Raw genomic sequence first — 24874 nt, forward strand, 5'->3', positions numbered from 1 at the left:
TTATTTTTTATCTAATTCTGGTGAGCTAGTAGGAGTAGGTTGTTGGATTTGTGCTAAATCTCTCTGTGTATCCACTAATGGAAAATCCTTCTCTACTTTTGCTCTTAATTCTTTGATACGTTGTTCTTGTAGTTCTACTAAACGTCTTACTTGCTTATCCTCCCATCGCTTCCCCATAAAGCGATCTACGATTAACACATTCACAGCGTGTAAGAATACTAACAATGCCCATATCCCGATAGCATACGGCCACCAAATCGTAACTGTAGTCTGGTCTTGAACTAAGCCGTTAAAACAAAACATGGCAATACTTCCTAAAACAAATACTACAAAGTGAAAGAATAACATCTTTCTTTGTTTTAATCGCTTGCGTGCATATTCATACATTTCGTAAGATTCATCTCTTTTCATAAGCAATATTTTTATTATTCTGTTTATACAGACACTTGTCCTTTTATAGCAGGATGAGGATCATATCCTTCAAGTGTAAAATCTTCGTATTTAAAATTAAATATATCTTTTACTTCTTTATTTATTATCATGCGAGGCAATGGTTTTGGCTCTCTACTTAACTGTAGTGTTACCTGCTCTATATGGTTGTTATAGATATGTACATCCCCGAATGTATGGATAAAATCACCCACTTCTAGATCACATACCTGAGCCACCATCATCGTTAATAATGCATAAGAAGCAATATTAAAAGGCACCCCTAAGAATACATCTGCACTGCGCTGATATAACTGACAAGACAGTTTACCATCTGCTACATAGAACTGAAAGAATGAATGACATGGAGGTAATGCCGCCTTACCATTAGCAACGTTCTCTGCAAAAGAAACAGAAGTATCAGGCATCACACTAGGATTCCATGCAGACACCATTATACGTCTACTATTAGGATTATTCTTCAGTGTATCTATCACCTCTTTTATCTGGTCTATCCCTTCTCCATTCCAGTTTCTCCATTGATATCCATACACAGGACCTAGATCACCGTTATCATCAGCCCACTCATCCCATATACGCACGCCATTCTCGCTGAGATACTTAATATTCGTATCTCCGTTTAAAAACCATAACAACTCATATACAATAGACTTTAAATGTACTTTCTTAGTTGTAACCAAAGGAAATCCTTCTGATAAATCAAATCGCATCTGATGACCGAATATACTCTTCGTTCCTGTCCCCGTACGATCTCCTTTTTGTGTTCCGTTATCTAGTACTTGCTGTACTAAGTCTAAGTATTGTTTCATTGTTGTGTTGTCTATATATAGGTTTATTATCTTTTATTTAATTCATCTCTTAGCAAGGCAGCTCTTTCATAGTCCTCACTTGATAGAGCATCATCTAGCATTTTCTCTAAATCAGATTTAGTATAGCTAGAGTAATCATTAGCCTTCGCTTCCTCTTCTAAAAACTGTTCTACCTGAGAAGCAATATCTTCTCCAGAATAAGGAACTTTCTGGTCTTCTGTCTCCTCTTCCTCTTCTATCTCCTCAGCATTAAGAATAATACCTGCTCTATCTAAGATATCTTTATAAGTATAAATAGGTGCATAAAAGCGTATCGCTAATGCTATCGCATCTGAAGTACGCGCATCTATCGTCTCCTCTACACCATCTCTTACACAAACTAAGCTTGAGTAAAAAACTCCATCTAATAGTCTGTTAATAATAACTTCTTTGACTATGATACTGTATCGATCTGCTAGAGTCTTAAACAGATCATGAGTCAGAGGTCTAGGTGGTTTAATATCATCCTCTATCGCTATCGCAATAGACTGAGCCTCAAAAGCTCCTATTACGATAGGCAATTTTCTACTTCCTACCTCTTCTTCTAATATAAGTGCATACGCACCATTCTGTGTATGACTATAAGAGATTCCGCTTACCGTTAATTTTATTAAACTCATAATTATTTTTATACAAAAAAAGCAACTAAAACAAAGATATAAATATTCTTCGTCTTAGTTGCCTTATATATTTAAAAGCTTATAAAATGCTTATGCATTCTTTGCTTTAAATTCTTTTAATTTCTCTACTAATTGAGGTACTACTTGGAATGCATCCCCTATGATACCATAGTCAGCTACTTTAAAGAAAGGCGCTTCTGCATCTGTATTAATAGCTACTTTTACTTTAGAAGAGTTCACCCCTGCGATATGTTGGATAGCTCCAGAGATACCTACAGCGATATATAAGTTCGCAGCTACAGGCTTACCTGTTTGTCCTACGTGCTCTTCATGACTTCTCCATCCTAAGTCAGATACAGGCTTAGAACAAGCTAATGCTCCACCTAATACGTCTGCTAAGTCTTCGATCATCTTCCAGTTCTCTGGTCCTTTTAATCCACGACCTCCTGATACTACTACATCAGCATCAGCGATAGTTACTTTTCCTGATACTTTTTCTACTCCTTCTACTTTTAGGCTGAAGTCAGCATCGTTTAACGATGGTGCAAAATCCTCAGCTGCTGCAGCTCCAGAAGCCTCTACTAATCCGTAAGAATTCTTAGCTAATGCTAATACTTTTACATCTGTAGTTAATTCTGTATGCGTAAATGCTTTAGTAGAGAAAGAGTTTCTTTTTACTACAAAAGGAGAAGTACTCTCTGGCAAAGCTACCACGTTAGAAGCATATCCAGCGTTTAGAGCTACTGCTACATATGGAGCAGCGTATAAACTATCTGTTGTAGAAGATAATACTACTACTTTAGCTCCTTCTTTAGCAGCTGCTTGTTTGATTACATCTGCATAAGCTTTAGCATTAAAGTTAGCTAACTTATCGTTAGATACTTTTAATACTTTATCTACACCGTATTTTCCTAATTCGCTTACGTCTGAAGCATTGATCGTTACAGCCGTCACAGTTGTTCCTAATGACTCTGCTACTTTCTTAGCATAAGAAGCTAACTCTAATGCTACTTTTTTAAATTTTCCTTCTGCTGATTCAGCATATATTAAAACTGACATAATTCTTCTTTTTTAAAGGTTTACAAATAAATGAAATTAGATAACTTTTGCCTCGTTGTGTAACAAGTTGATTAACTCATCAATGTTATCAGGTGAAATCATTTTACAAGCTGATTTTGGAGCTGGTTTTTCGAATTTCACATCTTTAGTAGTTGCTTCTGCTCCTACTGGTTCTACTACAGCTAATGCTTTTGTTCTAGCTGACATAATACCACGCATATTAGGTATGCGCAAGTCTTTTTCATCTACTATTCCTTTTTGTCCACCGATTACAAGTGGTAATTTTCCAGAGATAGTTTCTTTACCACCATCTATCTGACGAATCGCTTTCACTGAAGTACCTTCTACCTCTAACCCTTCACATGAGTTTACGAAATCATATCCTAAGAATGCTGCTAGCATTCCTGGTACCATTCCACCATTATAATCTAAAGATTCTTTACCTGCTAATACTAAGTCAAAACCTCCATTTTTTACTACTTCTGCTAATTGTTTTGCTACGAACATTCCGTCAGTAGGATTAGCATTCACACGAATAGCCTCATCTGCTCCGATAGCTAATGCTTTACGCAATGTAGCTTCAGTATCAGGTCCACCTACATTCACTACAGTAACTGTAGCTCCTTGCTTCTCTTTGAACCAGATAGCTCTAGTTAAAGAATACTCGTCATTAGGATTGATTACAAACTGTACTCCGTTTGTATCAAATGTTGTATCTCCATTCGTGAAGTTGATTTTTGAAGTAGTATCAGGCACATGACTGATGCAAACTAATATTTTCATTTTTATATCGTTTTTTGTGTTTCACATTTACTTACCGAACGAAAATAAGAATTTATTTTTGATATTTTACTATGCATGCATATAAAATTATTAACCTTATTTAAATAGATTCTAATTAACAAACTTCTACACCAACCCTTTTTTAATACCTCAGAACCTCTAATTCTATTGAATTACAAACTTTTTCTTTCTTATTTATGGTAGATATACCCCTGTACTTATCCTATTATTTCTCTTTAAACAACAACTCTTTTAGCAAAAGAATTAACACGAATTTGGTTAAATAATATTTTTATCTCTTGGCGTCCTCTCTTGACCCTCAAACAGAATTCTACCATTAATACAGGCATATTCAAATTTAATTCTACGCTTATAATACTATTATCGTTTTCCTTATAATAGTTATCTAAGAAGAACATTCTCCCTTTTAAACAATTTAATAGCTCAATCCGCTTCTTCAACACCGCTACAACACTTCTTCAAGATTTCTTCAACAAACAACCTTCAAACTAGAGCAATCATGGAGAAGTCTTGACGAACTGTTGAAGAAGAAGGCACAAAGCCTTATATATACTGGCTTTAAAACTAATGTATATCTACCTCATTAAAAATCTTTACAATCAAAAACAATTAAATATCAACAAATTAGGTATTAAATATAGTAAAAATAAAGAAAAAAAATGTCCTCTCTTTTTTACTATAAATTGATTTTAAAGAGGGTATAAGGCTATCATAAATAAAAAAATCAACTACTACAGTACAAAACAGCTTCACTACAAGCTCTAAAAGGATAAGATTAAGAGAAAAAAATGTAGACAAAAAAAATTAATAATATAAAGACTAGCAACTATCCCTCTTGAAAAATCTAATAATAATCAGAGAGAACATAGACATTTCTAATTACAGTATTTGGCTAAGACAGCACTATATAATCTAACTACAATCCTATAATATAGATATAAACTAAAAAACAGTAAGTCTATCTCCTAAACTCTAAAGGATTCATCCCTGTCTCACGCTTAAAGAAACGCCCCATATAAGAAGGGTCTTGAAAGTTTAATTGCTCGGCTATTTGGCTAATGTTCAAATCCGTATTGCGGAGGTAATGTTTAATCTCTAAGACTACTTGTCTATTAATAAGCTCTTTAGGACTATAGTTCAAAAACTGCTGCGTAATTTGTGATAAGTAATAAGGAGTGATAAACAACTCATTTGCATAGAACGCCACATCTCTATGTACCTTAGCATGATGAGTGATAAGATCCCAAAACTTCCAACACAGTTCTTCTTGTCTACTGTAGTGTTTCTCAATAATTAATTCATCATAGTTAACCTGCTCTGATAAGCTCAAAAACAAAGTTTGGAATTGATTACACAACATTCTTCTGGTATGAAGAGAGGTACACTCCATAATATAAAGAGATGATGAATGCCAGTGATTATAGATCACTACGTTCTCTTCTGTAAAGTACTGTACTGGAAAATAATGTAAATAACTAAACAATTCGTTTGGTAGTACATAAGCAATCTCACTAGCAAAATCACGTTGAATCAAAAAACAGTGCATTCTAAAATCTACTGACACCTCTCTGAAAGTAATTATATTATCTTCCCCTACGATGATAAGGCTCCCTCGACTCAGTACATAATCTTTAAAATCTACACTTATCACTGCATTACCTATTTCTACAAAAAAGAAAGTCAAATAAGGTATAGTCACAGGATAAGGATTCAACGTATCCTGATCACTAACACCATAATCAACCCCAAAGCTAAAAGTAATACGGTCTTTTAGATCCATCAAAACACTTTTCATAAACACACATTAAAACTATAATACAATACAAATAAACAAATTTAGTTTCTAAAAATACATTTTCTTCTAAAATAATCATACACTCAGATTCTAGTCATCCACCTACTTTTGCATCAGAATAATAATAAGTACTCTTACAAACAAAAAACAGGAGTACACAAAATGAAAAGAAGATGAGACTAGAAACAGAAAGATTGATTTTGCGCCCTTGGGAAGAGTCAGATGCAGAGAGTTTATATTTATATGCAAAAGACGAACAGGTCGGTCCACCAGCAGGTTGGCCTGCGCACAAAAGTATAGAAGAAAGTAAAGCGGTTATCCAAAACGAATTTGCACACCCTGAGATATACGCCGTAGCTCTAAAAGACACCAATGAAGCGATAGGGTGTATCGGTTTATTAATCGGTGAGAATAGCAACTTCGATATTTCAGAAAACGAAGCAGAAGTAGCCTATTGGGTAGGTGTACCACATTGGGGCAAAGGCTATATCCCAGAAGCGCTTAATAGATTAATCAAACACGCATTCGTAGATCTCAAAATGATAGACCTGTGGTGCGGATTCTATGAAGAAAACACAAAATCACTACGTGCACAATCTAAGTGTGGATTTACCTTTGCTTATAAATCAGAAAACAGATATGACAAATACTTTAAAGACGATCGCATCGAGATAATCACTAGGTTAAAATACGAAGACTGGTTACAGACTCAAAAATAACAATTAGCTCTCTTATATAAGAGAGCTAATTGTTATTAAACCGATTAGTATCATTATTAGAATATCTCTACGATACGGCTATAGACTATAAAAGCTAAAATACTACAACACCTTCAGCTAAAGGTCTATAATATTAAAGAATTGTAAATCAGAAATAAAGTAGGGTATAAAAAATATAATAAAAGAGGTTACATAAGATTAAAACCTATAAAACAATAAAACAGATACTCAAGATAAAGATATTTTTTCCTATTTTTGCTTTCGTAAATTAATTACACAAAATAGAAAATTATGAGAACGATTCAATTTAGAGAGGCCGTGTGTGAAGCGATGAGCGAAGAAATGCGTCGCGACGAATCAATATATTTAATAGGTGAAGAAGTAGCTGAATATAACGGTGCTTATAAAGCTTCTAAAGGTATGTTGGACGAATTCGGTCCAAAACGTGTTATCGATGCTCCGATTGCTGAGTTAGGATTTGCTGGTATTGCAGTTGGATCTGCAATGAATGGTAACCGTCCTATCGTTGAGTTTATGACTTTCAACTTCTCTTTAGTAGGAATCGACCAAATTATAAATAACGCTGCTAAGATGCGTCAGATGTCTGGTGGTCAATTTAATATTCCTATCGTATTCCGTGGACCTACTGCATCTGCAGGACAATTAGGTGCAACTCACTCACAAGCTTTTGAAAACTGGTATGCTAACGTACCTGGATTAAAAGTAGTAGTACCATCTAACGTATATGACTGTAAAGGATTATTAAAAGCGGCTATCCGTGATAATGACCCTGTTATCTTCATGGAGTCTGAGCAAATGTATGGTGATAAAGGTGAAGTGCCAGAAGGAGAATACACTATCCCATTAGGAGTAGCTGATATTAAGAGAGAAGGTACTGATGTAACTATCGTTTCTTTTGGTAAAATCATCAAAGAAGCTTATAAAGCTGCTGACGAATTAGCTCAAGAAGGTATCTCTTGTGAGATTATTGACTTACGTACTGTACGTCCATTAGATCAAGAGGCTATTCTTAAGTCTGTTAAGAAAACAAACCGTCTAGTAATTCTAGAGGAGGCTTGGCCATTCGGAAGTATTTCTTCAGAAATTACTTATATGGTACAAGAGCAAGCATTTGATCATTTAGATGCTCCTATCCAAAGAATCACGACTGCTGATACACCAGCTCCATATTCTCCAGTATTACTACAAGAGTGGCTACCTAACGCTAACGATGTAGTGAAAGCTGTAAAAAAAGTACTTTATAAATAAAAAATTAACGTATATTTGAAAGGCTCCATCTTATGCTAAGATGGAGTCTTTTTTTATGAATACTACTCTGCTATGAAAAATAAAGTTAAGTTTTTATTACTATTTCTACTCGTTTCGGTATTTAGTTGGGGACAAACCAAAGTAAGTGGGAAAATAATTGACGAAAACAACTTAGAGGTACCATTTGCTAGCGTTTACTTTAAAAACTCTACTGACGGGGTTATTGCTAATGAATCTGGTAAGTTCTATTTAGAGTCTGCTAAGACCTATACTACCCTAGTCGTATCTTTCGTTGGTTATAAAACACTTGAAATTCCGCTAGAGGGAAAAACGAATCTAGATCTAAAAGTCATTCTACAAGATGACAACACCTTAGATGAAGTTAAAATCTATGCTGGTAAAACTTCTAAGAAGAATAACCCTGCCTTAGATATTCTACGTAAAATATGGGAGCGTAAACGCAAAAATGGTTTATACATGTTCTCTCAGTATGAGTATGATAAATACGAAAAAGTAGAATTTGATTTGAACAGTATAGATAGCGCATACCAAAAGAAAAAATTATTCAGAGGTATGGAGTTTATCTTCGAACAGATAGATACTAACCGCATTACTGGTAAGACTTACCTACCTATTTTTATCAATGAAAATATAGGTCAGGTATATGGTGATAATAGAAATGGTAAGAAAATAGAAAAAACCTTAGGGAACAAAAACTCAGGTTTTGATACGAATCAACATATCATCGAGTTCGTTAAAGATCTATACGCTGAGTATAATATCTATAACAACTATATCAAGATATTCGATAAAGACTTTGTCAGTCCATTATCTCGTACAGGTATTAATGTATATAACTATGTACTAGCCGATAGTGCTTATATAGATGATAAGTGGTGCTTTAATATCGTGTACTACCCTAGACGTAAAGGAGAACTAACATTCAAAGGAGACTTCTGGGTAAACGACTCTACATTCGCGATCAAGAAGATCAATATGGAAGCGAGTAGAGATGCGAATATTAACTGGGTAAAAGAAATCTATATAGAGCAAGAGTTCGATGTACTAAACGACTCTGTATTCTTATTGACCAAAGATCACTTTATGTCTGACTTTGCCCTTTCTAAAAGAGAAAAGTCAAAAGGAGTATATGGTAAACGTACTTCTATCTATAAACATCACAAATTTGACATAGAGCATCCTGATGAATTCTATCAAAAGAATGTGAATGTATATGATGAAGGAATCTATAAAAGAGATGAAGACTTCTGGAAAAGCTATCGCTTTGAATCATTAAGTAAAGACGAACTAGGAATCTATAAGATGCTAGATACGTTAAAAACAGTACCTAAGTTTAAATTCCTATTTGACCTATCGTCTACTATAGCGAGTAACTATTACAATATCGATAAGTACAAATTTGACTACGGGCCTATCTTCTCTACATTTGGTTATAACGACATAGAAGGGCTTCGTTTGCGCGCTGGAGGGAGAACTTACTTTGGTCCAAATGACAAATGGAGATTAGAAGGATATGGAGCATACGGATTTAAAGACAACCAGTTTAAATACGGTATCAGTGCTAAAGTACTATTGCACAACGATAGTAGATTAATCTTATTCGGAGGAAACCGTAGAGATATAGAACAGATAGGTGTAAGTCTTACAGAGACCAATGATGTGTTAGGAAGAAGCTTTGCTTCAAACTCCTTATTTGCGAGTGGAGATAATACTAAGTTGACTAAAATTAATCTTTCTACAGTAGGTCTAGAGATAGAACCTGTCAAGAACTTAAAGTTTAGTACTTCATTTAATTATAGAACACTAAGAGCAGCATCAGACTTATTTAACCTAGACTACTATGAGGATAAAGAGAATAATATCATCGCCAACGAAACAAAACAGTCTGAATTTAACCTAACTGCTGAGTATACACCTAAACGAAAAACAATAGGATACGGTGTAGATAGAACGGATGTAGATAAAAAATATCTACGTATGTTCTTAAAATATACACAAGGGTTCAAAGGTGTAATAGATAGTGACTTCGAGTATAAAAAAGTTCAATTCTATGCTAGAAAACCTTTATTATTAGGAGGCTTTGGTACACTGACACCTACATTCGAAGCAGGAAAGACATTCGGAGAAGTACCTTTAGGACTATTAAGTGTTGTACCAGGTAACCAATCGTGGTTTAATATAGAAAATACGTTTGCTAACTTAAACTATTATGAATTTGTTACAGATCAATATGCATCATTGCATTTAGAGCACAATTTTGGTGGTCGTCTATTCTCACGTATTCCATGGTTAAGAGATTTCAATTTACGTGAAATCGTAGGAGTTAGAGGAATATACGGAAAGGTGTCACAAGAGAATATAGACTTAAATGCATCAGGACTTCAATACAAGGCTCCTAGTGATGTGTATTATGAATATTATATCGGTGTAGGTAATATATTTAAAATCTTTAGACTGGATCTAAGTTGGAGAGGGAATTACCTAGATATGCCAGATGCTAGAAAGTTTGCCATTAGAGGATCTTTCGGAATTTATTTCTAATAATTAATCTAAAACTTGTTATAAACAAGTAATTAGAGTACTTTTGCACACGATTTTTAGAAATAAGATTTAAATAAAAAAATATGAATACATTCGAAACTTTTGATGCATTTGTTGAGATTCCAGCAGGCAGCAGAAACAAATATGAGTATGATTTTGATTTAAAAAGATTGCGTTTTGACCGTCTTTTATATTCTAACATGAGATATCCAGCTGATTACGGATTTATTCCTGAAACATTAGCTTTAGATGGAGACCCTCTAGACGTACTTGTAATGTTCACTGAGCCATCTCTTCCAGGAATGGTAGTAGAGGTAAAACCTGTAGGTGTTTTCTATATGGCTGATGATAAAGGACAAGATGAAAAAATCTTATGTGTACCTGTATCTGACCCAATCATGAATAAATTAAACGATATTCAAGATGTAAACGAACACTTCAAAAAAGAAGTAGAACACTTCTTCAAAGTATACAAAGACTTAGAAAACAAAACAGTTACTACTGATGGTTTTGGAGATAAAGCAGCTGCTGTTCAATTAATCAAAGAATGTACTGAGCGTTTTGAAAAATTAGAAAACAAAGCTGAAGGTTTATTCAGCATCCGTTACTAATAACATATATAAAATAGCCACTCATAAGAGTGGCTATTTTATTTTATATCTACTCTCTCCTTAACTACTCTTTATCTAAATATCTATCTGATAAAATCTCTAGATGATGTAAGGTATGTCCATAGTTAAGCCTTCCTATCTCTTCTACAGAGAGTACATAATTAGCCATCTGATTTTTAAAAGCTAACGCATCTGTTGTAAAACCTTTGAACTGGTAGTACACACTTTTCATCAGTGTTACATATTCTTCTATTAAGTCTTGAGGCTTTTTATTCTCTCCTTTTGCATTATCTACATAGAGGTTCTCATCAAATCCACTTAAAGTAGTAGTATCTTGACGAGCAATATGTAAAGCACGATAACTAAATATACGCTCACAATCTATTAAGTGTTGTACCAATTCTTTTACTGTCCACTTCCCTTCTGCATAAGCATAATCCCATTTATGCTGTAAGGTTACTTTATCCATTACCTCTAAGACAATAGAGATACGAGCCAACAAAATCTCTTCTAAAGGTAATCCATCTGAACGACGAATATAATCTGTGTGTGCCATACAATTTGTAGTTAATGTTACGTCTAATTATTTGTCTGTTCAAAGTTAAAAAATGCCTTCTTTAATTATCGCTATTTTTCACATACAAAAAAGTAATACTTCATCAAAACAAGCTGATAAATATAGTAAGTTTTACAAAGAATGATTTTAAATTTAAAAAAAGACAATTTTAACACTACTCAATACTTAAAATTTTCTTAATTTCCACAAATATAAAACAAGTACATTTCTACTTAACAATAAAAGATGTACTACAAACACACACAACAATAAGCACACACAACACAATGGAAGAAACTATTAAATTACTAAATGACTTAATTTGGTCTAACATTTTTATCGCGCTCTGTCTGTTAGCAGGACTTTATTTTACAATCACAACAGGCTTTGTACAAATTAGATATTTTCGCCATATGGTGAAATTACTTTTTACAGAAAGTTCCTCTGACAAAGGCGTGAGTCCCTTCCAAGCATTTAGTATGGCTATCGCGGGGCGTGTAGGAGTAGGAAATATTGTAGGAGTAGCTACAGCTATCGCGGCAGGAGGTCCTGGAGCTATCTTCTGGATGTGGGCTATTGCTTTTTTAGGAAGTGCATCTGCTTTTATAGAATCTACATTAGCACAGATTTACAAAGTAGATAAAAATGGTCAATATGTAGGAGGCCCGGCTTTCTACATAGAAAAAGGAATGAAAAGCAAAGCATTTGCTCTCTTCTTTTCTATCGTAACCTTAATCAGCTGTGGTCTATTCTTACCGAGTATCCAAAGTAATAGTATCGCTGTAAGTATGCATTCTGCATTCTCTATCCCTACTTGGGTTAGTGGGATTGGTATTTGTTTATTCTTAGGATTTGCAGTATTTGGTGGAGCCAAAAAAATGGGATTAATCGCTCAGGTTATTGTACCCTTTATGGCAAGTGCATATATCATAATGGCTATATTTATTATAGGATTAAATATACAAGAAGTGCCACACATCTTTGCTCTAATATTCAAATCAGCCTTCAATCTAGAATCAGCATTTAGTGGAGTCTTCGGTGCTGCTATCGCATGGGGAGTAAAAAGAGGGATATACTCTAATGAAGCAGGGCAAGGTACAGCACCACATGCTGCTGCTGCCTCAGAGACATCTCACCCTGTAAAACAAGGATTAGTACAAGCTTTCTCTGTTTATGTAGATACGCTATTCGTATGTACAGCTACAGCTTTAATGATCTTATTTACGAATTCGTATAATGTGATAGATGAGTCAGGAACTTATATAGTAGAAAATATGCCAGGTGTAGAAGCAGGAGCTGCGTATACGGTAAAAGCTGTAGCTACACATTTTCCTGTATTCGCTTCTCAATTCATCGCTATAGCACTAACATTCTTTGCTATTACCACTGCTATGTCTTACGTATTCATCGCTGAATCCAACTTTGAGTACTTAAGTAAAAAGAAAAACATAGTTCTTAGATGGGGAATGCGTATCATCATATTAAGCATTGTATTCTTTGCCTCTACTAGTGAACCAAGCATAGCATGGGGAATCGGTGACATCGGTGTGGGAGCTATGGCGTGGATTAATATCATTGCTATATTTATTTTAAGAAAGCCTGCTCTAAAAGCATTAAAAGATTATGTAACACAACGCAAAGAGGGAAAAGATCCTATATTCGAACCTAATAAAATAGGTATAGAGAATGCATCTGAAGAATGGGATAAAATAAATGAACGAAGAGCACATCAGTAATAATCTAGAGTTCTCTTAAACTTTCTTACCTTTGTACTAATTCAAATTAAGAAAAATGCATTATACAATTAGACCTGCAAAAAGAGAAGATTACGACGTAGTTCCAGAATTAATGCTACAAGCAATGGAAGATATTGTCTTCACATTTATTCAAAAAGAAGACATAGAAGAAGCTATTAACTTTCTAACTATTATGTTCCGTAAACCAGGTAACTTATATAGTTATGAAAACACTTTCGTAGCGATAGATGAAGAGGGAGATATCGTAGGTTCTATTACTGGATATAACGGAGATGATTTCATCACGTTAAGAGAGCCTGTACTAGAGCTAATGAAGCAACAATATAATAATGACATGATACCTGAACCAGAAACTGCTGGTGGAGAATACTACTTAGATACTGTAGCTGTATCTCCAAAAGTACAAGGTAAAGGAGTAGGAAGTCACTTACTTAAACATGCAGTAGACTATGCTAAGTCACAAGGTCATAAACAGGTAGGACTAATTGTAGATTTAGAAAACCCTAATGCGATGAAACTTTATTCTCGATTAGGATTTAAACAAGGAAACCAATTAGAGTTTGCAGGTGGAGAATACTACCACATGTATATTTAATCTCATACAGACAAACCTGAGCATACGCTCAGGTTTTCTTTTTTTAAACAATTGAACGTGACTTTATCTACTTCCTTATTTAAAAAATATTTATTCTTCATTTTGACACAAAACGAAACTTCTCATTTAGCTTTTAATAATTATATTTGTCAAAAATAAAATACAATGTCAAAAAATATTACTCCATACGAAGGATCTGAATTAGGCAAGAAACAACAAGTCGAACAAATGTTTGACACTATTTCTGGCAATTATGATAACTTAAATAGAATGATTTCTCTTGGTACTGATCAAGGATGGAGACGCAAAGTATTAAAATTAGTATCTGAACAAAAACCAAATACAATATTAGACATTGCTACTGGTACGGGAGATTTAGCTATTTTACTTTCAAAAACAGAGGCAGCTAAAATCACTGGATTAGATTTATCAGCTGGAATGCTAGAAGTAGGTAAACAAAAGATCAAAGCACTAAACCTAGATAACAGAATAGAAATGGTACAGGGAGACTCTGAAAATTTACCATTTGAAGATAACACTTTTGATGCTATCACAGTAGGTTTTGGTATTCGAAACTTCGAAGACTTAGAAAAGGGATTATCAGAAATACTTCGCGTATTAAAACCAGGAGGAATCTTCGTTATTCTAGAAACTTCTGTTCCTACTAAATTTCCATTTAAGCAAGGATATTTCTTCTATACACAGAATGTGATGCCATTCATGGGTAAATTGTTCTCTAAGGACCAAAAAGCCTATAAGTATTTATCGGACTCTGCAAAAAATTTCCCTTTTGGAGAAGCTTTAAACAATATTTTAAGAAAAGTTGGGTTTAAAGATGTAAAGCATCTTCCACAAACGATGGGAATTGCTACGATATATTCATCTTCTAAATAATATGAAAAGACTAATTGTATTTTTTTTAATCCTATTCGTTAGCTCACAATCTTATGGGCAATGGATATTCGGTAGAAACCCCATGCTTAACAAAAGAGAGTGGGACAAACAACGTGTACATTGGGGTTATTACTTAGGAGTTAATTCATACAATTACAAGTTTGATTATAACGCAGACTATTATCACAAACTACAAGCACTAAAAGAAAAGTATCCTAATGACTATACTGAAATTCAAGTTAAGTCATCTATGGGCTTCAATGTAGGTCTTGTAGGGAATTTGCGTATCATGGAACATTTAGACTTGCGTTTTGAACCAGGGTTAACGTATGCTAAAAGAGAACTATCATTTCCTAGAGCACTTATCTATGATTATTATGCCACACAGCACAATAATCTAGAGCCTTCAGAATATGAACTAAACAACTCCTCTGTAAAATCAACTAGTGCTACATACCTGCACTTCCCTTTATTATTAAAATTTTCTGCTTTGAGAACTGGAAATATACGTCCTTATGTCTTAGGAGGTTTTTCTTTAGACTTAAACTTAGGAAGTAATAATAAAGTAGATAGTGATAACTATGAAGGAGTCTGGAGAGTAGAGAAACTTACAGCTAACTATGAAATCGGAGTTGGAGTGGATCTTTATTTTGAATACTTTAAATTCTCACCTTCTATTAGAGGGGTATTCGGAATTAATGATGAATTAATCAGAGATAAAAATGCACAAAGTCCGTGGACTGGAAATATCGAATCGATGAAATCTAGAGGAATATTTGTCAACTTTACCTTTCATTAAAAACAGATATAAAAAAAGGGAACTTGTTTAAGTTCCCTTTTTTTATGCTATTAAAAATTATGTCTTCTAAATTCACTTAATACAATAGAGGCTGCCATGGCAACATTTAAACTTTCTGTCTGTTGTAAATTTCCATAACGCGGAATAGCTATTCTCTCTGTCACTAAACCTTCTATAGTAGCGCTAATGCCATTAGCTTCATTTCCCATAATGATAATTCCTTTATTCTCTACTGTTTTCTGATAGATATTATCACCATCCATAAACGTTCCATAAATCGGGAGCTCTCCTCCCTCTCTAATTAATTCAGCTAAATCTCCATAAACAAGATTAACACGTGCAATAGACCCCATAGTAGCTTGTACAACCTTAGGGTTATATACATCTACTGTTTCGTTAGTACAAACAATATGTTTAATACCAAACCAATCACATAATCGTATAATAGTACCTAAGTTTCCGGGATCTCTAATATCATCTAAAGCAACGATGAGATCACTATAATCTACAGGTTCTTGTTCCGTACAATGAAATACAGCCAAACAATTAGAAGTAGTACTCAGAGCAGACATTTTTTTTAAATCCTCTTTGCTAATAATAGAAACCTTAGACTGTGGAACATTAAAGTGAAGCTCCTCTGTGCAATATATATGTTCTAAAACCAGAGAAGATTTAACTAATTCTCCAATCACCTTAACACCTTCTGCAATAAAAAGTTGGTGTTCTTTTCTATATTTTTTCTGATGTAAACTCTTAATTAATTTGATTTGGTTTTTCGTAACCATAAAAAACTGTATTTTTGACTAAAAATTGACTATACTACTTTGAGCAGATTTTTACCAAAAATACTACTATTTCTATTAATGAGCATAAGTTTTTTTGCATGCTCTATCACTGAGCAGGTTCCAAATGATCGAGCTCTATTAATGGAGAACACCATTCTTGAAAATGGTAAAAAAATATCTAAAGAAGAGGTTATAGCTCAGCTATACCAACATCCGAACAGTACTTTTCCTATGACTAATATGAGGTTAAGACTGTACTTATACAATCTTGCAAAACCAAATGCTGATTCATTATACCAAGTATGGCTAAAAGAACATCCTGGTAAAGAAAAGCTAATGGAGGGGATTCTTTCTAAAAAACAAGTTGACCGTTTAGGAGAATCTTTTGTTATATCTGGAATCAATAACTTCCTATTAAAAACAGGAGAAGCGCCTGCTTTATATGATAGTCTGAGAACAAATAAATCTAAAGTTCGTTTAAAAAACTATTACTTCAACAAAGGTTTTTTTGACACAAAAATCACAACTCAGTTAGATACTACTGGAGTAAAAAAAGTAAAAAACACCTATAGTATTACTACAGGTGAACCTTATATTATAGATAGTATTAACTCTAATATTAGTACGAAAGCCTTAGAAGATTTATATCTGAAGTCTCTTTCAAAATCTAAAATCAAGAACAATACAGTATTTGACGTTAAAAATTTCGAAGAAGAACGAAAAAGATTAGCGACAGAGTTTAGAGATAATGGAGCATATTACTTTCAAGAATTAAATATTCGCTATGAAGTAGATACTATCATCAATAAAAAAAACAGAGCTAATATAGAACTAATCATTGACCCAAGAACAATAAAATCTGGTGATACATTAAAAGAAGTTCCTTTTAAAATATATACTATTAGTGATGTAAATATCTTCACAGATAATAGTTCTAAAAACAAAGAATACGTCTTAGATAGTATCCACTATAACAATTTTAATATTTATAGCTCTACAAAACTTCAGTATAAGCCGAAGGCACTTACAGATGCTATTTTTATTACGAAAGGTAGTACTTTTAGTGATTTCAGAAGGGTATTGACATCTCGCTCTATTAGTAATCTGCGTACTTTTAACTACCCAGTTATTGAGTATGTAGAAGATAAAAGAGATACTACTGGTCAATCATTGATCAGTAATATCTACTTGACATCTCGTAAAAAAATGACTTTTAACCCTTCCTTTGATGTTACTCACTCTAATATTCAAGATTTCGGAATCGGTGGTAGTATGGGTTTATTATTTAGAAATGTTTTTAAAGGAGCTGAAATATTAGAAATAAATTTAAAAGGATCATTAGGGTCTTCTCGCCAAATGAGTAATCCAAATGATGTGTTCTTCAATGTAACAGAATATGGAGGGGATATTAAATTAACTTTTCCTCGATTATTATTTCCTATAAAAACAGAAAGGTTTATTCCTAAAAGTATGCTACCGACTACTTCTATGAGTTTTGGCCATACTAAACAAAAAAATATTGGACTAGATAAAAACAGTTTAACCGCCATTATAAACTATACGTGGTTACCGTCTAGAAGAAATAGCTTCAGTGTAGACTTAGCTAACATTCAATACATTAGAAACACAAACCCTAGTAACTACTTTAGTGTCTATAAATCATCTTATACCAGATTAAATGATTTATCTAAAAACTATAGTAACATTAACCCAGACTATTATGATCAAAATGGTAATCTAACAATAGCTGAGGGAGGAAGTAACCTATTTATAAAAGATGCTTTAGATACAAATAATCCTCTAGGTATCTCTGCTCAAGATCATCAAGAGATTAGAAGTATAGAAGAAAGACGAGTACGCTTATCTGAAAACAACTTAATTATAGCGAGCAATATTACCTTTACAAATACAACTAGAACTAACCTGTTAGACAATAGTTTTTATACACTAAAAGCAAAAGTAGAGTCTGCAGGTGGCCTTATGAATCTTTTAATGCAGAACACTAGTTCTAAAGTTGGTCCGACAGGAAAAAAGACAATAATGGATGTGGAGTTCTCTCAATATGTAAAAACCGAGGTAGACTTCGTTAAGTACTTTGATTTAGGTAAAAAACGTGTTGTCGCAATGCGAGCTTTTGCTGGTCTAGCAATCCCTTATGGCAACTCTAACTCTATTCCATTCACAAGAAGTTACTATTCAGGAGGATCAAATGACAATAGAGGATGGCAGTCATATCGTTTAGGTCCTGGACGAAGTGGTGGAATCAATGATTTTAACGAAGCAAATATGAAATTGTTCTTCAGTACTGAATATCGTTTTAATATTGGAGGAAAATGGTATGGAGCCCTTTTCGTAGATGCTTCAAATATTTGGAATGTATTTGATGATATTAAAGATAATACCTATACCTTTAACGGCATTTCTTCATTAAAAGATATGGCAGTAGCATCGGGACTAGGATTAAGGTATGATTTTAGTTTCTTTGTATTCAGATTAGATATGGGATTCAAAACATATAATCCTGCACAAGATAAAGGTCGAAAATGGTTCAAGGAGTTTAGCTTAAAAGAATCAGTCTTAAACGTTGGAATTAATTATCCATTCTAATTCAAATAATAATTAGTATTTTTGTACAAAATTTAAACACACAACTATGGCTCATAATATTAAACCAGGAGTTGCTTTTGGCGACCAAGTTCAAGAGATTTTTAGATATGCAAAAGAGAAAGGTTTTGCACTACCAGCAGTAAATGTAACTAGTTCAAGTACTATCAATGCTGTATTAGAGACGGCTGCTAAATTAAACTCTCCAGTGATTATTCAGTTTTCAAATGGAGGAGCATCTTTTATGGCAGGTAAAGGGTTGTCAAATGATAATCAAAAATCAGCTATCATAGGAGCTGTTGCAGGAGCAAAACACGTACATGCATTAGCAGAAGCTTATGGAGTAGCTGTTATTCTACATACAGACCACTGTGCAAAAAAACTATTACCTTGGATAGATGGTTTATTAGAAGCTGGTGAAGAACATATGAAACAATATGGTAAACCTCTATTTAGTTCACATATGATTGACTTATCAGAGGAACCAATTAAAGAAAATATCGAGATTTCTAAAAAATACTTAGAACGCATGGACAAACTAGGTATGACATTAGAAATAGAATTAGGAATAACTGGTGGAGAAGAAGATGGGGTAGATAATACAGATGTAGATTCGTCTAGATTATACACTCAACCTGATGAAGTAGATTACGCTTATGAAGAATTATCTAAAGTAAGTCCTAGATTTACTATCGCTGCTTCTTTTGGAAACGTACACGGTGTTTACAAACCAGGTAACGTAAAGCTTACTCCTATCATTCTTAAAAATTCTCAAGAATATGTGGCTAAGAAACATAACTTAGGACACAATCCTGTAGACTTCGTTTTCCATGGTGGATCAGGTTCTTCTGTAGAAGAAATCAGAGAAGCTATTAGCTACGGTGTAATCAAAATGAATATCGATACAGATACTCAGTTTGCCTACACAGAAGGAATTAGAGACTATATGTCTTCAAAAATAGACTATTTAAAAACTCAAATAGGTAACCCAGAAGGTTCAGATATTCCTAATAAGAAGTATTATGATCCAAGAGCATGGGTTAGACAAGGAGAATTAACTTTAATCGCTAGACTAGAACAAGCTTTTGAAGATTTAAATAACGTAAATACGTTATAATTCCCCCCTTGCTTTCAAATTAGTATAAACAAAAGAAACATTTTATGGCTTGGTTTAAAAGGAAAGAAAAAGGTATTCAGACGCCAACAGAAGACAAAAAAGATATTCCAAAAGGATTGTGGTATAAATCCCCAACTGGAAAGATAATTGATCAAGATCAGTTAGAACAAAATTTATGGGTGAGTCCAGAAGATGGATATCACGTTCGTATTGGTAGTAAAGAATATTTTGAAATTCTTTTTGACAACAACGACTACAAAGAAATAGCCAAAAGCCTTTCTTCAAAAGATATTTTGAAATTTGAAGATACTAAAAAGTATGTAGATCGTTTAAAAGAAGCAATGACTAAAACACAATTAAAAGATGCTGTTAAAGTCGCTGTTGGTCAATCAAAAGGAGAAAAATTAGTAGTTGCTGCGATGGATTTTGCTTTTATTGGAGGTTCTATGGGATCGGTAGTAGGAGAAAAAATCGCTCGTGGAATAGACTATTCATTAAAAAACAACATACCGTTCTTAATGATTTCAAAATCAGGTGGAGCTCGTATGATGGAGGCAGGTTTTTCATTAATGCAAATGGCAAAAACATCTGCTAAATTAGCTCAATTAAGTGATGCTAAAATTCCATACATTTCACTATGTACAGATCCTACAACAGGTGGTATATCAGCTTCTTTCGCTATGTTAGGTGATATCAATATAGCTGAACCAGGTGCATTAATTGGTTTCGCAGGTCCACGTATTGTAAAAGATACAACAGGTAAAGACTTACCTGAAGGTTTCCAAACTTCTGAGTTCTTACTAGAACATGGATTCCTTGATTTCATTACACACAGAAAAGATCTGAAAAAGAATGTAAATCAATACTTAGATTTAATCTTAAATAGACCTATGAGATAGTAATACCTCAGGTCTTATATAAAAAAGGATACTAGTGTTTATTATAACTAGTATCCTTTTTTTACTTTTATTAACTGCTACCCTCCCATCCTAATGGCTTCTACAGGGTCTAACTTAGCAGCTGACCTTGCAGGTAAATATCCTGACAATACTCCAATAAAACCAGATAGAACTAACCCGATAAAGATATTAGATAAACTCAATACAAAAGTAAAATCTAATAAGACAGTGACTAATAAACCAATACCCCACACCATAACAATACCTACTAGCCCTCCAATAAGTGATAATATAACTGCTTCAAATAAAAATTGAAATAAGATGAAATTTTTCTTCGCACCAATAGCTTTTTGAATACCAATAAGATGCGTACGTTCTTTAACAGACACAAACATAATATTAGCTATACCAAAACCCCCTACCAATAAAGAAAATCCACTAATTATCCACCCAACAACATTCATTTGCCCTATAATTTTTTCTATCATGTCTAGCATCCCTCCAAACACATTAACAAAGAAATTATTATCATCACTTTCTTTTAGCCCCCTATATAGTCTTAACTTAGCCACTATTTCATCTTCAAATTGATTAATGCTAATATCTTTACTTGGTTTGAGAATAATTACGGTTGTAGAAGCTAGACTATTATCACCAAACATCTGCCTCATTATATTCACTGGCATATATACGCTCTCATCTTGACTTCCTCCTACGCTAATAGATCCTTGTTTTTCAATAACTCCAATAACTACAAAACGCTTTCCATACAAACGTACTTCTTGCCCTATAGGATCAAAGTCTTGGAATAATGTATTAGCTACTTCATGCCCTATCACCACCACCGGCACACCATTGGTCGCTTCTGATTCATTAAAAAAACGTCCATTAACCACTTTAACATTATCAAGAAACTGCATATCAGATGAACTAGGTCTCATAATGACTTCTGCATAATTCGCACCGAACTTCATTTGCTCAGATTTAGTAAAATAGTTAAAAGATGCATACTCTACATTAGTTAGATTTCGTTTAAGGTAGTCATATTCATCATACTTCATCTTTGGAAATTGCTCATACTTCCATTTAGGAACATCTGTTGGTCCGAAAGAACGATCAAAAACATAAATCATATTTCGATCAAAACCACTCAACTCACTTTTAATATTTCTATCCATCGAATCTACCGCTGCTAAAACAGCTATAATAGAAAAAATACCAATAGTAACACCTAAAAAAGAAAGCGCAGTACGAAGCTTATTAATACGCAACGCATTAATCGCAAAACCAAAACTCGTGGATAAAAGTCTTAAATACACTCTCATAAGGCTAATCACTTTTCTTTATAGATAAAACATCCTTCACCGAATCTTGTCAACAACACAAAAAACAGAGATATATTTTTCTAAATTAATCATTATTAGAAATAAAATAAAAAGAAAGCTAAAAAACTTCTACATTAAACTTTATTAATACATTGACAATAGTTACTTTTGCGCATTGACAAAAAACACAACATGAGCACAACTAAAAAAATTCAATCAGCACTGATTTCTGTTTTTGATAAAAATGGATTAGAGCCAATCGTAAAAGAGTTACACAAGCACAATGTAACTATCTATTCAACTGGTGGTACAGAAACTTTCATCAAAGAGTTAAATATACCTGTAGTACCGGTAGAAGACGTTACTTCTTACCCATCTATTCTAGGTGGAAGAGTAAAAACATTACACCCTAAGATTTTCGGAGGAATTCTTAATAGACAAGATCACGAAGGAGATATTGCTCAAATGAAAGAATACGAAATCCCACAAATCGACCTAGTGATTGTGGATTTATACCCTTTTGAAAACACAGTAGCTTCTGGAGCTCCTGAAGCTGATATTATTGAAAAGATAGACATCGGTGGTATTTCATTGATCAGAGCTGCTGCAAAAAACTTTAAAGACACAGTAATCGTTCCTTCTGTAAATGAATATGAGTTATTCTTAAAGATGATTCAAGAAAATAATGGATCAACTACTTTAGAAAACAGAAGACTATTAGCTACTAAAGCATTCCATGTTTCTTCTCATTATGATGGAGCTATTTTTAACTATTTCAATACAGACGAAACAGTTCTTAAAATTAGCCAAGCTGATGGCAACGAACTTAGATATGGTGAAAACCCTCATCAAAAAGGTCACTTCTTTGGAAACTTTGATGCCCTTTTTGACAAATTAAATGGTAAAGAATTATCTTACAACAACTTACTGGATGTAGATGCTGCTGTAAACTTGATCAATGAGTTTAAAAATGAAGCTCCTACATTTGCAATTTTAAAACACAATAATGCATGTGGTGTAGCACAAAGAAGCACAATGAAAGCTGCTTACTTAGATGCGCTAGCTGGCGATCCTACTTCTGCATTTGGTGGGGTTCTTATTGCAAATAACACTATTGATGTAGCGACTGCTGAAGAAATCAACAAATTATTCTGTGAGGTTGTAATCGCACCTGCATACGACGAAGCTGCTATTGAGATTTTAAAAGAAAAGAAAAACAGAATTATTTTAGTAATAAAAGAAACTGAATTACCTAAAAAACAAGTACGTACATGTTTAAACGGAATTTTAGTTCAAGATAAAGACAATATTACAGACAATAAAGAACTATTAACTAACGTTACAAAATTATCTCCTTCTGACAAGGAAATAGAAGATTTGTTATTTGCTTCTAAAATCTGTAAACACACCAAGTCAAATACAATTGTATTAGTAAAAGATGGTCAGCTGTGCTCTTCTGGTACAGGACAAACCTCTCGTGTAGATGCTTTACGTCAAGCAATCGAAAAAGCTAATTCATTTAATATAGAGCTAAAAGGTGCTGTTATGGCAAGCGATGCATTCTTCCCATTCCCAGACTGTGTAGAAATAGCTCACAACGCTGGAATTACAGCTGTAATCCAACCAGGAGGGTCTATAAAAGACGATTTGAGTATCAATTATTGTGATGAAAATAATATCGCGATGGTTTGTACAGGAATTCGTCATTTTAAACATTAATTTACTACTTTTGTAAAGCATTAAAATATTAACTATAAAAGCCTTTTAATTATATGGGATTTTTTGATTTTATGACTGAGGATATCGCTATCGACCTTGGAACAGCGAATACCCTAATCATCCATGGAGGAAAAGTTGTGGTAGACAACCCTTCTATTGTTGCCCGAGATAGGACCACGGGTAAAATTATTGCTGTTGGAAAAGAAGCAAGCTTGATGCAGGGAAAAACGCATGGTAATATCAAAACAATTCGCCCATTAAAAGACGGAGTTATTGCTGATTTCGATGCTTCAGAAAAAATGATAAGCCTCTTTATCAAGAGCATTCCTGCTTTAAGAAAAAAAATGTTTACACCTGCATTACGCATGATTGTATGTATCCCTTCTGGAATCACAGAAGTAGAAATGCGTGCTGTAAAAGAATCTTGTGAGCGTGTGAATGGTAAAGAGGTTTACCTTATACATGAGCCTATGTCTGCTGCAATCGGTATTGGAGTAGATATTATGCAACCTAAAGGTAATATGATTGTAGATATCGGAGGTGGTACTACTGAGATTGCTGTAATAGCATTAGGTGGTATTGTATGTGATAAATCTGTAAAAATTGCAGGTGATGTATTCACTAATGATATTATCTATTACATGCGTACTCAACACAACTTATTCGTTGGAGAAAGTACTGCAGAAAAAATTAAAATTCAAATTGGAGCAGCTACAGAAGATTTAGAGACTCCTCCAGAAGATATGCTAGTTCAAGGACGTGACCTATTAACTGGAAAACCAAAACAAGTAACTGTATCTTACAGAGAGATTGCTAAAGCACTAGACAAATCTATCCAACGCGTAGAGGATGCTGTAATGGAAACATTATCTCAAACTCCACCAGAACTTGCTGCTGATATCTATAACACTGGTATTTATTTAGCAGGTGGAGGTTCTATGCTTAGAGGTTTAGACAAGCGTATTTCTCAAAAAACTGACCTTCCTGTTTATATTGCAGAAGATCCTTTAAGAGCAGTTGTAAGAGGTACTGGCCTAGCAATCAAGAACATTGACAAATACAAAAGTGTATTGATCAAATAAAAATA

At 33.8% G+C, this 24874-nt stretch carries 22 protein-coding genes; 13 read left to right on the top strand and 9 right to left on the bottom strand.

The genetic code is table 11. The annotated features are described in order from the left end of the window. The 6 genes from AABL85_RS11030 to AABL85_RS11055 form a co-directional block, all read right to left on the bottom strand. Complete coding sequence (locus AABL85_RS11030) at positions 1–411, bottom strand: 2TM domain-containing protein (RefSeq protein ID WP_041889059.1); 411 nt, start codon at positions 409–411, stop codon at positions 1–3. A gap of 23 nt (positions 412–434) precedes the next feature. Then, the gene (locus AABL85_RS11035) at positions 435–1259 is read right to left on the bottom strand and encodes a thymidylate synthase (RefSeq protein ID WP_341310119.1); all 825 of its coding nucleotides are present in this window, start codon (positions 1257–1259) and stop codon (positions 435–437) included. 26 nt (positions 1260–1285) lie between these two features. Then, positions 1286–1918, bottom strand: coding sequence for a bifunctional nuclease family protein (locus AABL85_RS11040; RefSeq protein ID WP_286415532.1), 633 nt, complete (start codon positions 1916–1918; stop codon positions 1286–1288). A 90-nt stretch (positions 1919–2008) separates the two neighbouring features. Next, positions 2009–2977 (bottom strand): electron transfer flavoprotein subunit alpha/FixB family protein, encoded by a 969-nt coding sequence (locus AABL85_RS11045; protein WP_341310120.1) that lies wholly within the window; start codon positions 2975–2977, stop codon positions 2009–2011. Between the two features lie 36 nt (positions 2978–3013). Continuing rightward, a complete protein-coding gene (locus AABL85_RS11050) occupies positions 3014–3760 on the bottom strand; it encodes an electron transfer flavoprotein subunit beta/FixA family protein (protein ID WP_041889054.1) in 747 nt (248 codons plus the stop codon). 979 nt (positions 3761–4739) lie between these two features. Continuing rightward, complete coding sequence (locus tag AABL85_RS11055; RefSeq protein ID WP_341310121.1) at positions 4740–5576, bottom strand: helix-turn-helix domain-containing protein; 837 nt, start codon at positions 5574–5576, stop codon at positions 4740–4742. 173 nt (positions 5577–5749) lie between these two features. Here AABL85_RS11055 and AABL85_RS11060 point away from each other — a divergent pair, with 173 nt between their 5' ends. The 4 genes from AABL85_RS11060 (at position 5750) to AABL85_RS11075 (ending at position 10737) form a co-directional block, all read left to right on the top strand. Next, positions 5750–6295, top strand: a complete 546-nt coding sequence (locus AABL85_RS11060) for a GNAT family N-acetyltransferase (protein WP_341310122.1) — start codon at positions 5750–5752, stop codon at positions 6293–6295. A 291-nt stretch (positions 6296–6586) separates the two neighbouring features. Beyond that, a complete protein-coding gene (locus AABL85_RS11065; protein ID WP_006257250.1) occupies positions 6587–7564 on the top strand; it encodes a pyruvate dehydrogenase complex E1 component subunit beta in 978 nt (325 codons plus the stop codon). A 72-nt stretch (positions 7565–7636) separates the two neighbouring features. Then, complete coding sequence (locus AABL85_RS11070) at positions 7637–10126, top strand: DUF5686 and carboxypeptidase-like regulatory domain-containing protein (RefSeq protein ID WP_286415527.1); 2490 nt, start codon at positions 7637–7639, stop codon at positions 10124–10126. Between the two features lie 83 nt (positions 10127–10209). After that, positions 10210–10737 carry an inorganic diphosphatase gene (locus tag AABL85_RS11075; protein ID WP_006257253.1) on the top strand — a complete coding sequence of 176 codons (528 nt, stop codon included), beginning with the start codon at positions 10210–10212 and terminating at the stop codon, positions 10735–10737. A 64-nt stretch (positions 10738–10801) separates the two neighbouring features. On the opposite strand, the gene AABL85_RS11080 is transcribed toward AABL85_RS11075, so the two are convergent. Then, positions 10802–11293, bottom strand: coding sequence for a DinB family protein (locus tag AABL85_RS11080; RefSeq protein WP_341310123.1), 492 nt, complete (start codon positions 11291–11293; stop codon positions 10802–10804). Positions 11294–11580: 287 nt separating this feature from the next. On the opposite strand from AABL85_RS11080, the gene AABL85_RS11085 reads away from it, so the two are divergent. The 4 genes from AABL85_RS11085 to AABL85_RS11100 all read left to right on the top strand — a co-directional run bounded on the left by AABL85_RS11085 (position 11581) and on the right by AABL85_RS11100 (position 15338). Beyond that, complete coding sequence (locus tag AABL85_RS11085) at positions 11581–13029, top strand: alanine/glycine:cation symporter family protein (RefSeq protein WP_286415525.1); 1449 nt, start codon at positions 11581–11583, stop codon at positions 13027–13029. Between the two features lie 55 nt (positions 13030–13084). Beyond that, positions 13085–13645: a GNAT family N-acetyltransferase gene (locus AABL85_RS11090; protein WP_286415524.1), complete on the top strand. Its 561-nt coding sequence runs from the start codon at positions 13085–13087 to the stop codon at positions 13643–13645. Positions 13646–13810: 165 nt separating this feature from the next. Further along, positions 13811–14539 carry a bifunctional demethylmenaquinone methyltransferase/2-methoxy-6-polyprenyl-1,4-benzoquinol methylase UbiE gene (ubiE, locus tag AABL85_RS11095; protein WP_286415523.1) on the top strand — a complete coding sequence of 243 codons (729 nt, stop codon included), beginning with the start codon at positions 13811–13813 and terminating at the stop codon, positions 14537–14539. A 1-nt stretch (position 14540) separates the two neighbouring features. Continuing rightward, on the top strand, positions 14541–15338 hold the full coding sequence (locus AABL85_RS11100) for a porin family protein (protein ID WP_341310124.1): 798 nt from the start codon (positions 14541–14543) through the stop codon (positions 15336–15338). A 50-nt stretch (positions 15339–15388) separates the two neighbouring features. On the opposite strand, the gene AABL85_RS11105 is transcribed toward AABL85_RS11100, so the two are convergent. Further along, complete coding sequence (locus AABL85_RS11105) at positions 15389–16123, bottom strand: RNA methyltransferase (RefSeq protein ID WP_341310125.1); 735 nt, start codon at positions 16121–16123, stop codon at positions 15389–15391. Positions 16124–16201: 78 nt separating this feature from the next. Between AABL85_RS11105 and AABL85_RS11110 the strand changes: the two genes are divergently transcribed. The 3 genes from AABL85_RS11110 to accD are packed head-to-tail and all read left to right on the top strand — an operon-like array spanning position 16202 to position 20743. Continuing rightward, positions 16202–18730, top strand: a complete 2529-nt coding sequence (locus AABL85_RS11110; protein ID WP_341310126.1) for a BamA/TamA family outer membrane protein — start codon at positions 16202–16204, stop codon at positions 18728–18730. A gap of 46 nt (positions 18731–18776) precedes the next feature. Next, the gene (gene fbaA / locus AABL85_RS11115; RefSeq protein WP_286415519.1) at positions 18777–19844 is read left to right on the top strand and encodes a class II fructose-bisphosphate aldolase; all 1068 of its coding nucleotides are present in this window, start codon (positions 18777–18779) and stop codon (positions 19842–19844) included. A gap of 44 nt (positions 19845–19888) precedes the next feature. Further along, complete coding sequence (gene accD / locus AABL85_RS11120; protein ID WP_286415518.1) at positions 19889–20743, top strand: acetyl-CoA carboxylase, carboxyltransferase subunit beta; 855 nt, start codon at positions 19889–19891, stop codon at positions 20741–20743. A gap of 77 nt (positions 20744–20820) precedes the next feature. Here the strand turns inward: accD and AABL85_RS11125 are convergent, their stop codons facing one another. After that, positions 20821–22068 (bottom strand): ABC transporter permease, encoded by a 1248-nt coding sequence (locus AABL85_RS11125; RefSeq protein WP_286436705.1) that lies wholly within the window; start codon positions 22066–22068, stop codon positions 20821–20823. A gap of 192 nt (positions 22069–22260) precedes the next feature. Here AABL85_RS11125 and purH point away from each other — a divergent pair, with 192 nt between their 5' ends. Continuing rightward, positions 22261–23787: a bifunctional phosphoribosylaminoimidazolecarboxamide formyltransferase/IMP cyclohydrolase gene (purH, locus tag AABL85_RS11130; protein WP_341310127.1), complete on the top strand. Its 1527-nt coding sequence runs from the start codon at positions 22261–22263 to the stop codon at positions 23785–23787. 53 nt (positions 23788–23840) lie between these two features. Continuing rightward, positions 23841–24869: a rod shape-determining protein gene (locus AABL85_RS11135; protein ID WP_006257267.1), complete on the top strand. Its 1029-nt coding sequence runs from the start codon at positions 23841–23843 to the stop codon at positions 24867–24869. The last annotated feature ends 5 nt before the right edge of the window (positions 24870–24874 follow it).

This window comes from Myroides odoratimimus, assembly GCF_038039805.1.
Lineage (GTDB): Bacteria > Bacteroidota > Bacteroidia > Flavobacteriales > Flavobacteriaceae > Flavobacterium > Flavobacterium odoratimimum_B.